The organism is Desulfotomaculum defluvii, from assembly GCF_054657375.1.
In genome coordinates this window covers 1,363,771-1,378,085 of record NZ_BAAHYV010000007.1, presented here as the reverse complement: position 1 = coordinate 1,378,085, position 14,315 = coordinate 1,363,771, and the positions used below count along the sequence as shown (strand labels likewise).

General features: G+C 40.7%; 11 protein-coding genes. 5 read left to right on the top strand and 6 right to left on the bottom strand.

From position 1 onward, the window contains the following. Window positions 1-29: 29 nt before the first annotated feature. Complete coding sequence (locus ACYQ03_RS13825) at window positions 30-1,328, bottom strand: hemolysin family protein (protein ID WP_459910501.1); 1,299 nt, start codon at window positions 1,326-1,328, stop codon at window positions 30-32. Window positions 1,329-1,540: 212 nt separating this feature from the next. Here ACYQ03_RS13825 and ACYQ03_RS13820 point away from each other — a divergent pair, with 212 nt between their 5' ends. From ACYQ03_RS13820 to ACYQ03_RS13800, 5 genes are all read left to right on the top strand, one after another. Then, on the top strand, window positions 1,541-3,268 hold the full coding sequence (locus tag ACYQ03_RS13820) for an ABC transporter ATP-binding protein (protein WP_459910500.1): 1,728 nt from the start codon (window positions 1,541-1,543) through the stop codon (window positions 3,266-3,268). Continuing rightward, the gene (locus ACYQ03_RS13815; RefSeq protein ID WP_459910499.1) at window positions 3,265-5,142 is read left to right on the top strand and encodes an ABC transporter ATP-binding protein; all 1,878 of its coding nucleotides are present in this window, start codon (window positions 3,265-3,267) and stop codon (window positions 5,140-5,142) included. Before ACYQ03_RS13820 ends, ACYQ03_RS13815 begins: the two co-directional genes overlap by 4 nt. A 379-nt stretch (window positions 5,143-5,521) precedes the next feature. Continuing rightward, entirely contained in the window at window positions 5,522-6,838 is a 1,317-nt protein-coding gene (locus ACYQ03_RS13810; protein ID WP_459910498.1) for an MFS transporter, read from the top strand. A 232-nt stretch (window positions 6,839-7,070) separates the two neighbouring features. Continuing rightward, window positions 7,071-7,508 (top strand): response regulator, encoded by a 438-nt coding sequence (locus tag ACYQ03_RS13805; protein WP_459910497.1) that lies wholly within the window; start codon window positions 7,071-7,073, stop codon window positions 7,506-7,508. Window positions 7,509-7,562: 54 nt separating this feature from the next. Further along, the gene (locus ACYQ03_RS13800) at window positions 7,563-8,645 is read left to right on the top strand and encodes an ATP-binding protein (RefSeq protein WP_459910496.1); all 1,083 of its coding nucleotides are present in this window, start codon (window positions 7,563-7,565) and stop codon (window positions 8,643-8,645) included. Between the two features lie 26 nt (window positions 8,646-8,671). On the opposite strand, the gene ACYQ03_RS13795 is transcribed toward ACYQ03_RS13800, so the two are convergent. From ACYQ03_RS13795 to ACYQ03_RS13775, 5 genes are all read right to left on the bottom strand, one after another. Continuing rightward, window positions 8,672-9,985 (bottom strand): methylhydantoinase, encoded by a 1,314-nt coding sequence (locus tag ACYQ03_RS13795; protein ID WP_459910495.1) that lies wholly within the window; start codon window positions 9,983-9,985, stop codon window positions 8,672-8,674. Window positions 9,986-9,988: 3 nt separating this feature from the next. Further along, the gene (locus ACYQ03_RS13790) at window positions 9,989-11,107 is read right to left on the bottom strand and encodes a DUF917 domain-containing protein (protein ID WP_459910494.1); all 1,119 of its coding nucleotides are present in this window, start codon (window positions 11,105-11,107) and stop codon (window positions 9,989-9,991) included. Between the two features lie 6 nt (window positions 11,108-11,113). Then, the gene (locus ACYQ03_RS13785; RefSeq protein ID WP_459910493.1) at window positions 11,114-12,331 is read right to left on the bottom strand and encodes a sigma-54 interaction domain-containing protein; all 1,218 of its coding nucleotides are present in this window, start codon (window positions 12,329-12,331) and stop codon (window positions 11,114-11,116) included. A 93-nt stretch (window positions 12,332-12,424) separates the two neighbouring features. Next, window positions 12,425-13,753 (bottom strand): IS3 family transposase, encoded by a 1,329-nt coding sequence (locus tag ACYQ03_RS13780; RefSeq protein ID WP_459909281.1) that lies wholly within the window; start codon window positions 13,751-13,753, stop codon window positions 12,425-12,427. Further along, on the bottom strand, window positions 13,750-14,286 hold the full coding sequence (locus tag ACYQ03_RS13775) for a hypothetical protein (RefSeq protein WP_459910492.1): 537 nt from the start codon (window positions 14,284-14,286) through the stop codon (window positions 13,750-13,752). Before ACYQ03_RS13775 ends, ACYQ03_RS13780 begins: the two co-directional genes overlap by 4 nt. Window positions 14,287-14,315 lie beyond the last annotated feature (29 nt).

Genomic DNA, 14,315 nt, shown 5'->3' with positions numbered 1-14,315 from the left:
AAACCTCGGGCAAAACCCGAGGTTTTTTCTTATTTAATATATAGCTCAATACGTCGTATCGTGCTATTTTCCATTTTGCTAATGGTAAATTCCATATCTTTATAACTGATGCTCTGGCCCTGCTCTGGCCTTTTATGAGATTCTTCCAAAAACCAACCCCCTAGGGTAAACACACCTTTAGCCTCCAGGTTTAAATCGAATTCTAGGTTAAAGTCTGCTATGGGTATTCTGGCATCAATAGAATACTTACCGTTACCTATATCCTCTATGATATTTCGTTCCTCATCATGCTCATCTTGAATTTCACCAACAATTTCTTCCAGAATATCTTCAATTGTTAAAAGTCCCGCTGTACCTCCAAATTCATCGGCCACTATGGCCAGTTGAAGATGGTATTTTTGCATTCTCTTTAAAATTTCATCAATGGGTGTGAGTTCTGTTACCACCATGACTTTTCTTAGGGCTTGCTTTAAGAATCCCTCCATACTGAGTAGATTTAGGTCCTTGAGTCCACTAAAGCACAAGTCTTTGGTATTAATAAAACCAATAATCCGGTCTTTATCCCCGTCACACACTGGGTAGCGGGCGTATTTTTCTTCGGTGATGATTTTAAGGTTTTCCTCCCAGCTAAGGTTTGTATAAAGACAAACCATGTCCGTGCGGGGCACCATCACCTCAGCGGCAACCCTGTCAGCAAAATGGAGAGAATTCCTGGCAAGTTGCAGTTCAGTCTGGGTAATTTCTCCCCCTTCGTGACTTTGTATTAGAATCATTCTGATCTCCTCTTCGGAAAGGATTTGGTGATGTTCGGAAACCACATCAAGCCCCACCAGTTTAACCAGGAATCTTGCTGAACCATTTAAAGCCCAGATGGCCGGGTACATCACCTTATAAAACCAGATTAAAGAGGGTGCCAAAGCCAGAGTGACTTGTTCGGACCTCTGTATGGCCAAAGTTTTTGGGGCCAACTCACCCACCACAACATGCAGAAAGGTAATGGTGGTAAAAGCAATTAAAAAGGAAAGACCCTCGGTAATACTGGGAGGTAAGTCTAGATAATGAATGGTTGGTTCAATAACAGCTGCAACAGCAGGTTCACCAATCCAGCCTAAACCCAGTGCCGTAAGGGTGATGCCCAACTGGCAGGCCGAAAGATAGCCATCAAGATTATGAATTACTTTTTTAACTGATTTAGCCCGACTATTTCCTTCTTGAATTAGCTGTTCTATCCGTGATTCTCGTACTTTAACAATGGCAAATTCAGCTACTACAAAAAATGCTGTGGCGGTTATGAGGAAAGCCATAATTATCAGATTAACCAGTACCAATGATCCACAAATCCTTTCTTGGAAGAGACTTTTATTATTATGCCAAATTTTAATACAACTATAGATTGTTTTGCATATAATTACAGCCCCCACAACAAGTAGCATAATTGGCAAGAAAGACAAATTGTAAAAAACTTGATCTAAAAATATAATTAAGTGTTATATAACACCTATTAAGGACTAGATAAGTTCAGATGAATGGAGATGACTGTGTGCTCAAGTTACTCAAATTCTTAAAGCCCTTTAGCCTACCTATTTTAATGGTTTTGGTTCTAATATTTTTGCAGGCCCTTTCTGAGCTATATCTGCCAACCTTAATGTCGGATATTGTTGATATCGGTATTGTTAATGGTGATACCACCTATATTATTAGAGTTGGTGGTTTCATGCTTTTGGTTACTGCGATGGGCACTGTGTGCTCCATAGGGGCAAGCTTTCTAACTGCCAAGGTTGCAATGGGTTTTGGAAGAAATCTGCGTACAAAGGTTTTCAGTCACGCGGAAAATTTTTCACTACAAGAATTCGATAAGATTGGCACAGCTTCCCTGATTGTTAGAACTACCAATGATATTGCTCAAGTACAGCACGTATTAACAATTATGCTGCGCATGATGATAAGCGCACCTCTAATGTGTATCGGTGGTATTATTATGGCAGTATCTAAGGATCCTAAGCTATCTCTGATCTTAGTTGGGATTATTCCCGTTCTTGCCTTGACTATTTTTACCATTACCAGCAAGGGGATGCCTCTTTTCAAAGCCATACAGGTTAAACTAGATAGATTAAACCTAGTTTTACGCGAAGGACTTACTGGCATTCGAGTTATCCGATCCTTTAACCGCATGGATTTCGAGCAAGATCGTTTTCAGAAAGCAAATTACGACCTTACCGGTACTACAATTAAAGTAAACAAAATCATGGCTGCCATGATGCCGATGATGATGTTATTGCTAAATTTTTCAACCATAGCAATTATCTGGTTCGGTAGTATACGAATTGATCAAGGCAATTTGCAGGTTGGAGATCTTATGGCTTTTATCCAATATGCTATGCAAATACTTTTTTCTTTGATGATGCTTTCCATGATGTTTGTTATGATTCCCCGGGCTTCGGTTTCTGCCACAAGGATTAATGAGGTATTAGACATGGAGCACCAAATTAAAGAACCAGAGCATGTGGTACAAGGTAACTCCCAGAGAGGCTTTATTGAGTTTGAAAAAGTTTCTTTTAGTTACCCCGGAGCAGAAATGCCAGCTCTTTCTAATATTTCCTTCTGTGCTAGACCTGGTGAGGTAACGGCCATTATTGGTGGAACAGGATCTGGAAAATCAACACTCATCAGCCTGATCCCTCGGTTTTTTGATGTCGATGGTGGGAGCATCCAAGTAGATGGGGTGGATGTGCGCCAGATGCCACAAGAGACACTGCGTGCCCAAATTGGTTTTGTGCCACAAAGGACGGTCCTCTTTACTGGCACCATTGCAGAAAATATTCGCTATGGTAAGGAAGACGCTTCTGCTGAAGAAGTTCGTCAGGCAGCTAATATTGCTCAAGCCAGTGAGTTTATCTTGGGCCTAAAAGATGGTTTTGATTCCTTAATTGCCCAGGGAGGGTCAAATCTTTCAGGTGGTCAGAAGCAGCGCCTTTCTATTGCCCGGGCTCTGGTGCGAAGACCCAAAATTTATATTTTTGACGATAGCTTCTCAGCCCTTGATTTTAAAACGGAAGCTAAACTCCGGTCTGACCTCAAACAAGTGACTACTAATACTACGATGTTGGTGGTTGCCCAAAGAGTCAGTTCGATAATGGATGCAGACCAAATTATTGTCTTAGACGAGGGACAGATTGCTGGCATTGGAAAACATCGAGAACTGATGCAAAATTGTCAGGTCTACCAAGAAATTGTAGCCTCGCAGCTTTCGGAGGAGGAAGTAGCATGAGTGAAAAGGATCTGAAACAAAAGCCAGGCGGTAGACAGAGGTTTGGTCACGGTGGCCCGTCAATGGCAATGCCCATCCAAAGGGCAAAGGACTTTAGGGGTACGCTGAAAAGGCTAATAGGCTTTTTAAAACCTCATAAGTTACAGCTTTTATATGTATTTATAACTGCTATATTGAGTACTGTTTTTAGTATTGTAAGCCCGAAAATTCTTGGTAAAGCCACCACCAAGCTGTTTGAAGGAATAATGATGAAAATTAAGGGTATGGCAGGTGCTAGAATTGATTTAGATTATATTTTCCAAATTGTACTAATTTTAGGTGCCCTATATATTTTCAGTGCCCTATTTAGCTATGTCCAACAATATATTATGGCTGGCGTAGCACAAAGGGCAGTGTATGATCTGCGTCAAGCAGTATATGAAAAACTTTCCCGCCTGCCTCTTAAATTTTTTGACTCTCATTCCAATGGAGAAATCCTAAGTCGGGCAGTTAATGATATCGATAATATTAGTACTACTTTACAACAGAGTCTTACACAACTGACAACCTCCATCGTTACGCTGGTCGGTGTAACAGTAATGATGCTGACCATCAGTCCATTAATGACCTTAATCCTGGTGCTTACGATACCCCTTAGTTTTGTCGTAACCATGTTGATAGCCCGGCAATCACAATCCTTTTTTATGGGTCAACAAAGGGCCCTAGGGGAGCTGAACGGTCATGTAGAAGAAATGTTTACTGGTCATAAGGTCGTCAAGGCCTTTGGATATGAGGAAAAATCTATCTATAAGTTTAATGAGATTAATGAGAAGTTATATCATTCTGGTTGGAAGGCGCAGTTTGTTTCTGGTATTATTATGCCCATGATGACCTTTATAAACAATATTGGCTATGTGCTGGTTTGTGTCGTGGGTGGTGTAATGGTAACGAAAAGGTCCATCGAAATTGGTGATATCCAAGCATTTATGCAATATTGCAGGCAGTTTTCTCACCCCATAACCCAGGTGGCTAATATTAGTAATATTATTCAATCTACCATTGCTTCCGCTGAGCGGGTGTTTGAACTTTTGGATGAACAGGAAGAAACGCCGGAATTTATTCAGGCCAAGATCCTAGCATCACCTAAAGGGGAAGTGAAATTTGAACATGTTAAGTTTGGTTATAAAGAAGAAGTTACCTTGATTGAGGATATGAATATTGAGGTCAAGCCAGGGCAAACCATTGCCATTGTGGGACCAACCGGTGCTGGTAAAACCACATTAATTAATTTGCTTATGCGTTTCTATGAAATTGGCGGCGGCAAAATTACCATTGATGGTGTAAATATTCACGATCTTAAGCACAGCAACCTGCGTAGTCTGTTTGGTATGGTGCTTCAGGATACATGGCTTTTTAACGGTACTATCAAAGATAATATTTCCTATGGCCGTCAGGGGGCCACTGAGGAAGAGGTTATATGGGCTGCTAAGGCAGCGCATGCCGACCACTTTATCAGAACCCTGCCTGATGGTTATGATACTGTATTAAATGAAGAAGCTTCGAATATCTCCCAAGGACAGAAACAACTTTTGACCATTGCCCGTGCACTTCTGGCCAATCCTCCTATTCTTATTCTAGATGAAGCTACCAGTAATGTAGATACAAGAACCGAGGTATCTATTCAAAGGGCTATGAAAGAACTAATGAAAGGAAGGACAAACTTTGTTATTGCCCACAGACTGTCTACCATTCGAGATGCAGATTTAATCCTAGTCATGAATAATGGTAAAGTCATCGAGAAGGGTAAACATGAGGAATTGCTAGCCCAGGGAGGCTTTTATGCCGAGTTATATAATATTCAGTTTACAGCGAGAAGTATGCTTGAGGTGGTATAGTAAATTTGACAAATTTCAAACCTAGCCTGGACACCACCTGTCATGACATTGACAGATGGTGTCTTCTCGTAAGCTAGTAGGGTCATCGGTAAAAACAGCGGCATTGGAATATAGTCCCATGCTAAAAGGTTCGGCATTGTTCCGAACCTTTTTTATTTATCGCCGGCTTTATATATTAGTTAGATAGTAGTTTTGATAATCTAACAATAGTCGAATAGCTGTTATGATTACTTAATTATTGTTTTTTGGATACAATATAAATTGGTAAATATTATGGAACCCAAAGTCCCTTAGTGCTACAATTAATTTAAATATAGACTAATTTGTCAATAAACAATGTTCGGAATATTTTTATTGTAGAAAGGAAAGGTAAGTAGCTATGGATATTGCAAAAAGGTTGGACAGGTTGCCAGTGGTTCCTATGCACTGGTCAATACTGCTGGCCACAGGTATTGGTTGGTTATTTGATTCAATGGATGTTGGGCTAGTCTCTTTTGTAATGCCGTCTTTGCAAAAGGAATGGGGACTATCGCCCTCTGAATTGGGTTTAATTGGCAGTGTAGGTATGGTGGGTATGGCATTGGGTGCTGCCCTGAGTGGTAGTCTAGCAGACAAATATGGACGCAAAAAAATTATCTTATTTACCTTGGCCTTATTCGGAGTGGCCACAGGTTTTGCCGGAATGGCAGTAGGTCTTACCACTATGTTACTGGCTCGATTCTTTGTTGGCCTTGGATTAGGTGGTGAATTACCTGTGGCATCAACGCTGGTTAGTGAGATTTCCCCTCTGGGGGTTCGGGGGCGCTTTGTTGTATTATTGGAAAGCTTTTGGGCTTGGGGCTGGATTGCTGCTGCTTTGATAGCCTATTTGCTTATTCCTGAATACGGTTGGCGAGTTGCCTTTTACATTGGTGCAGTTCCCGCACTGGCTGCGGTTTTTTTAAGACAAAGCATTCCAGAATCACCGAGGTTTTTAGTACAAAAGGGCCGCTACCAAGAGGCCGATGCAATTGTTTCTCAAATGGAACAGCAAGCTGGTATTAAGCTAGACCATGCCAGTAAGGATTGGAACCTTTCTAAGGAGAAGTGTGTTTCATTTGCTGAACTTTGGTCAAGTCCCCTTTGGCGACGTACTTTAACCCTTTGGATACTTTGGCTGGGTATCAACTTCGGCTATTATGGGTTTGTTATGTGGATTCCAACTTTGTTAGTGGGCAAAGGTTTTATGGTCATTAAAAGTTTGCAATTTGTTCTAATCATGACCCTTGCTCAAGTTCCGGGTTACTTTACAGCTGCCTATTTAATTGAAGTAATTGGCCGTAAGGCTGTGCTGATCATTTATTTGACGGGTACGGCGGTATCAGCATATTTCTTTGGACAAAGTAATACAGTTTCGGAGATCATGATTATGGGAAGTCTACTTTATTTCTTTAGCCTAGGTTCTTGGGGAGCAGTTTATGCATATACGCCGGAAAATTACCCCACACGGTCTAGGGGTACTGGTGTAGGTTGGGCTGCTGCCGTGGGTCGTTTAGGTGCTATAGCAGCTCCCTATTTAGTGGGAGTAGTTTATCAGACCCAAGGAAAAGAAAATGGCTATGCAGTGGTCTTTTTTATGCTAACCGCAGTATTTGCTATTACAGCCCTAGCGGTCTTATTTTTGGGCCAAGAAACCCGGGGTAAGACGTTGGCCTGAAATTAGTCCTTAGCCTTTAGCCTTTAGCTTTTAGCTACCTTGAAAAATAACGTCCATTGGCATGAAGCTGTGGGCCTTGGGCCTGTAGGGGCTGACCTCTGTTCACCCGTTACCTAGATGATTCATACTTTTTCATTCTTTACTGGTGCCGTTTAAGGTTTGAAGTCTTTTAACTTTCTGCTTTGGCGACTTTTACATTGTGCAAATAACTAATTTGAGATGGAGTTTTACTATGAAAAATAAAGTGATTTTGTTGGTAGAAGATAATCCTGATGATGAATTGTTAACTCTCAAGGCATTGAAAAAGCACAATATAGCCAATGATGTGGTAGTAGCTCGAGATGGTGTAGAGGCTTTGGATTACCTGTTTGGTTCAGGTATTTATGAGGGTCGAGATACCAGTATCATGCCGGAGGTAATGCTGCTAGATCTAAAGCTACCTAAAGTGAACGGTTTAGAATTGTTAAAAATAATTAGAAATGATGAACGGACAAAACTTATTCCAGTGGTTGTATTAACATCTTCCATTGAGGAAAGGGATCTCCTTGAAAGTTATCAGTTGGGAGCAAATAGTTATATTCGAAAACCAGTTGATTTTACAGAATTTACTGAGGCTGTAAAACAATTAGGCTTGTATTGGATGGTACTAAATCAATTGCCTAAGCAATAACATACCAAGGGGGTAGGGGATAGCGGAAGCTATATTTCCTAGGGAGGTTTATTAATGGCAAAGGATCTTCGGGTATTAATTGTAGAAGACTCAGAGGATGATACCCTATTACTTTTAAGGGAATTACGCAAGAACGATTATAATCTATTTTATCAACAGGTTGCTACCCGCCAAGAGATGCTTACCGCCTTGGAAGAATCTAAATGGGATATCGTTATTGCAGATTATGTTATGCCTGGTTTTGGAGGCATGGAAGCACTTAAGTTAGTTAAAGAAAAGGATATGGACATTCCTTTTATTGTATTATCGGGGAATATTACAGAAAGTACAGCGGTTGAGGCCATGAAGGCCGGAGCCCATGACTATATTGTTAAGGGTAATCTAGCTCGACTGTTTCCTGCCATCGAAAGGGAGATTCGTGAGGCGGAAGGTCGTCGACACAGAAAAAAGTTAGAAAAAGAAATGGTTCGTTTGGACCAGTTAAATTTGATAGGTCAAATGGCGGCTGGAATAAGTCATGAAATTAGGAACCCTCTGACCATAGTGCGTGGTTTTTTAAAAATGCTGGCAGATAAGGAATGTGCCAAATATCGAGAATATTTTGAGACGATGATTGAAGAAATTGATAGGACTAATGACATTATTTCTGAATTTCTTTCCATTGGCAGGAATCATACCAGTCAATTGAATTGGCATGATTTAAACCCTATTATTGAGAATATAGCGCCCCTCCTTCGGGCGGAAACCATAGGGACAAATAAAAGTATCGAGATTAAGCTGGGACAAATTCCACAAATACTTTTAAATCCTGCACAAATCCGCCAGATCATTCTTAACTTGACCCGCAATGGTTTGGAGGCAATGCCCCATGGTGGCTGTCTTACTATTAGTACCTTTTCTTCTGGGGATGAAGTAATTCTTTCAGTTTTAGACCAAGGCACTGGTATGTCTCCAGAAGTTCTTGATAAACTAGGGACACCCTTCTTCACAACCAAGGAGCGGGGGACTGGTTTGGGTATGGCTGTTTGTTATGGCATAGCGGCTCAGCATCACGCAACCATTGACATTGAAACTAGTCCTAATGGTACTACCTTTTTATTAAAATTTAAAACAAACCTTTTGGAAAAAAGTGGCTAACACCATATCGCGTGTCAGCCATTTTTTTATTTGTAGGGACCGTATAAACCAAGTCGGACTAGGGCTGTTTGTTGGGGTAGGTAACGAATAAAGCGTTCGTCACAAAATTTTGACCACTCCCCTGTAGAAGTCAAATTTTCAGATATAAGTTCTTGATTTAGATTATCCCACAGTGCCGCCTGTATTTTTGGGCGATTTGCATCGGTGTAGTCTGAAAGGCAGTATTCATGTTCGATACAGACAGGTGCTATTAAAACAGCTGCCTTAGTGGGGGTGTTGGTATTGAATATTGGCAAATAAAGACGCTGGCAGATGCGAAACAATATAGAATTGATTTCATTATGGGGTAGATCGATTACAACGGGTATAGATTCATCAGCCATATATAATGAATTTAATATTTCTTTAATGGCTTCGGCCAAGGTATCAGAATCGGAGCGACTGGTCAATAATACCCTTCTGGTAAAGGGATGTGGTATATTGAAGGATATCTGACAGTAATGGATTGGGGCACTGGGTGAGTGGGGTAAACCCTGCTCTGTCAGCCCAAAAATAAGTTGTTGATCTTGTTGGATAACTTTAATGGCATGTCCAGAAAAACGAGAGGCATCCATCAGAAAACATGCTGCCAATGGTGCCTTAACTGTAAAAATAGGGAATTGGTGTGCCTTTGATTCGGTCATCAGCATGCCGTTACTACGTAGGGTAAGGATTTTCGCTTCAATACCCACTCGTTCCATAGTTTGGTGTAACTTGCTATAAAATTGGTGCACACCTGGAACAAGTAGTGTATTTATTAATAATAGATTTTCTCGCTCTGTATAACCAATTTTATTTAAGGCAGAACCTAAAAGTAGGGGGAGTCGCCCAAGATGCCTATCAACCAGGGGAGAGAGAACCTCCTCGGTCAAGTGATGCCAAGAAAAGTAGGAGGGATTAATGGCCAAAGCACTTAGTTTTTGGAGGCCCATAATTTTCAGGGTAGCTTCTAGGCCCTCAAAACTGTCCACAGTTCCCAGTAGGACATGTTCCCGTAAGGGAGAGTTTTCAAAGGGGTGATTATCTCTGGTAATCTTAGGCAGGTAACGGATATAACCAATTTTACCCTGGCTAATATGGCCGGTCTCAAAAAGGTTTAGAAAATCACAGGTAATTAAAATGGTTTTGACTTCTGCCGGATCAACGAAGGTCATTTTTAGCAACTTATTGAAAACACTGTCAAAGGTTTCAGATAAATCCTGGCCATAGTCCAATTGACTGGTTGCTGTAATCATACCCTCAATGGCTAAGAGGCAGGAAATACTTTTTTCTTCTAGATGTATGCTTATGGTATAACTCATCGTTTATACTCCATTATTCCCAAAATAGTAATCTGGATGAAGCTGTTCCAAAGGCTCATAATTAGACTTATAACTAAAGGTAGAGGGACCAACTATGTTCAAGGCTCTACTGGTACGTAATTGATTGGGGCAAGGAATGCCAATCACTGCAATCTGCATGCCATTGTATATTTCATTGTTATTAATGGGCTTACCCGCAGGGTATTCCAGAATAGAAATAATATCTGGCACCATGGCTACCACCTTATCGTTACGATAGGCAAAAACATTTTCATTTTGTACTAATATCTGAAAGCTATCATCCTGATATTGTTTAATTCCTTTCAGAACTATGGATTTTAATTTTAGGGTTGCAATATTACCTAGTTCCACCACTGAGCCAAGAAAAAGCTCGATGGCTCGGCCATAAATGGAGTTTTTTGTCACATGACTTAAAGCCAGAAAAGTATCTTCATAGGTGCCATTTTTTAAAGCGAGACCCATTTCCAGGGCAAAGGAAAGAGTACCAGGTACCAAGGCCTCTTTCATCTCCCTGCCATCCATGGCCAGTCCTGCAAAGTATCCCACTCCCCCATACTCAACCAAAGCTTTCCTAATATTAAGATCAAACAGAAAGTTATCTTTATGGAAGAATAAGTCCTCTTTACCCTCTGAATTGGTAAGGGCAGAGGGGGTTCCCGGTTGGCCATAGATGTGGAAGGTGGTCATATGCAATTCCGGGAAAGCTCTTCCCGTGCCATCACCATCTATTAGTGGAATACCAGTTTTTGCTGCTACCATTAGGGCGTAGAGGATGTTTATGCCAGCACCTTCCAGTGCAAAGAGGGCATCTATCTTACGGTTAATGGCTTTTTCCACAAGGGCTATGGCACGCTCTCCTTCACTGCCATCCGGTAGATTTTCTTCCATCAGTTCTGGTGAACCCAGCAGTACTACCGAAGCAACTGTATAGTTATCCGGTAATTGGTGATAAGGGATGACCTTAACACTTAATGAATGTTTTCTTAAATAGCTCTCCAGTGGGGTTGTCAAAGTGAATGCATTGCCGCCGCCACCGGAACCCAAAACGATACTGCCCAGGGTTAAGGGAAGGATGTCCTGGGCCACAAAATTTTCCAGCATCTTTGCTTACTCCTTAATCTTATATTTTTTGATACGACGGTAAAGGGTCGCTAGACTAACGCCTAGGGCACTGGCGGCTCTTTTTTTTCCTTCAGTATGCCAACCGTAACAATTTAACGAGTCAATAATTTCCTGCCGGGATCTTTGTCCTTTGTTTTTTCCAGGTAAGAGAGCTGGGTCAGGGTTACTGACCTGTTGATTTTTCTCTTGCGTCAGTTGTTGTATATTAGTGGGTAAGTCCTCAGGGGTAATGATATCTTGATTATGAATATTAACTAAATATTCTACCATGTTTTCTAATTCCCTGATATTTCCTGGCCAATTATATCTTAGCAACTGCAGCAGGGCGGCGTAAGATAAGATCTTAAAGGGCTTTCTTAACATCAGGCAATATTTTCTCAGGTAATAGTGGAGCAACAACTCGATGTCTTCCGGACGCTGTCTTAGGGGAGGAATAAAAATGGGTATTACATTTAATCGAAAAAATAGATCCCCCCGAAAGGTACCTATTTCAATCATTTCCTCTAGATTACGGTGAGTGGCAGCCACCAGGCGCACATTTATGGAAATTGGATGGGATCCACCCACGCGTTCAATGCTCTTTTCTTGGATTACCCTAAGGAGTTTTGCCTGAAGGGTTAAGGGCATATCACCAATCTCATCTAGAAAAAGAGTTCCATTATTGGCCAGCTCGATAATACCTGGTTTTCCTCCTTTTTTGGCACCGGTGAAGGACCCCTCTTCATAACCAAACAATTCACTTTCCAGAAGAGCCTCTGGAATAGCCGCACAATTAATGGCTACAAAGGGACCATTAGATTTTAAGCTTAATTCATGAATGGAGTGGGCAAACAATTCTTTACCGGTGCCGCTTTCTCCCCTTAGTAAAACAGTGGATTCGGAACTTGCAACCTGCTTTACCATACTAATTATTTTTTGCAAGGCAGGAGATTTTCCAATAATTTTTGGTAACTCCGGCGGTGGTGGCACTCTTTGGGGCGTAGGGTTAGCCGATATGACATTTTGGCTATGGTACAGTGCTCCAATGAATTTTTTATTGTGATAAAAATTTTTCACTTGAACCTGAACGGGGGATTCAGCTAATTTTATTGTGTTTCCAGGTGTATTAAAGATCTTTAGGTTTTTTTTGTTATGCAGATAATGGGGCAGATTGAATTTTTCTGCCTGCTCGTTCATTGTACTGATTTCCCTTTGCTCATCCACCAATAAAACACCTTCTGGAATCAATGTTAAAAGGTAATTGATCTGTTGTGTTTTAAAGTGGACCCTATGTCAAGGACAGTTTAAAAAAGAGAATTAGGCTGCTAAAAGCTGGTTCCTGTATTGTACAGGGGCCAGCTTTTTTAATCCCCATTGATATCTATGGTTGTTATAGTAATTGATATAGTGGTCAATTAGTTTTTCTACTTCTTGAAACGTATTACAGGTTCGATAATCAATTTCATCCTTCATGTGACCAAAGAAGGATTCTTGTGGAGCGTTGTCCCAACAGTTGCCACGCCTAGACATAGATTGGCCTAAACCATATTTCTTGAGAAGCCTCTGGAACGTTGGACTGGTATAATGGCATCCTTGATCGGAATGAACAAATGCTTCAGAATGCAGTAGTTCACTGTTATGATTTATCAAGTTTTCAATGGTTTTTGTGGCAATATCTAAGGTGATGCGCTCAGATACATGATAAGAAAGAATTTCATTTGTAGAAGCATCTTTAATTGTTGATAAATAGGCCATTTTAGATACACCAAATGGAAGATATGTAATATCAGTTAGAAGTACCTTTCCAGGAATACGCTGTTTGAATTGTCTATTTAAAAGATTGGGAACTACCCTATGTTCTTTTGTGGCTTTTGCCATCCGTCGGTAAGGATTAGCCTTCCTGATTGGACATTTAATATCATATTTACGCATGATTCTTTGTATCCGTTTTCTATTAAACACCAATTCGAATTCCTGTTCTAATACCATTTTTATTGAACGTGAGCCTTTCTTGTATCCATGCTTGTAATAGGCGTTAAGAATCATATCCCTTGCATGGAGGTCTTTTTCTTCCTGTAACTGTCGAGTTTCTTCAGACGACAAGTAATTGTAATACCCAGACCGTGAAACCCCCAACATATCACAGAAATACGATACCATACCCTTCATTTTATATTTTGAAATGGTGTCGTTAATTAACTGAAATATATCACTTGTTGCGAGACTTTTTCCTGTGTTTACCATCCTCCTTTCGATTTTGTCTAACTTTTTTAGCAGTTCTATTTGCTCCTCGAGTAACTTTATCTTTGCCTCCTGGCGGGTAATAATTTCTTCTTGTGAAAGTTCATTAATCCGTGGACGACCGGAATTTTCTGTACGAGTATCTCTTAGTCCTAAGATTCCATCTTCATTATAGGACCTAATCCATCTGTAAGCAGCCTGCTCATATCGTTTTACTCCAATAATATCAATATCGAATCCAGCATCCGTAAATATAGCTCGAGGCAACTTACCCTTCAAGTATTGGTCAATGAACAAACGCTTAAAATCATTGGTGTATGTGATGGAACGTTCAGAAACCTTAGCAACATAGGGGTTTATCTCCAGTTTTTTGATGTCATCGGATGAAAATATAATTTTGCTCACTTTATCCTTCCTCCTGTTGCTATGATTGTACAAAAAAAGAACCCTATGGGTAAAACACTTTTTTTCAAGTGTTCATTCCATAGGGTCCATTTTATTTGCAGTAACTCTTTTTTTATCTGGGCATCCTGCTTAAGCAGAAACTCGATATATGCTGTATAGTATTTTAGGTGGCGTAACCAGGGGCTTAGGCCCATAGTTTGCATGCACTCCAATGCATCGGCAGAAAATTGCAGACATACTCCGTTCCCTGGCTCCTGACTATTTTCCGTAAAGGGGAAAAACAACTCTAAGGCTATAGAACAGGTATTAACCACTGGGCATTTCAGACAGATGTAGTGTTGCCGAGGTGAATTGATCACCACAGCACTGTTTTGTTGCTGGGACTCGCCAATGATAGGCCATTCCTTGTACAGGGTGTAAGGGGTAGTTAAGTTTGTATAGATTATTTTCTGCCTGTACCAAAGGGTAATATGGCAGGGCAGTAGATTTTTCAGACTAGTAACAGCGGCGGTTATTGCCCCACTGAAAAGCATAGGTTTTCCTCCAAATGTTTGATAACTAT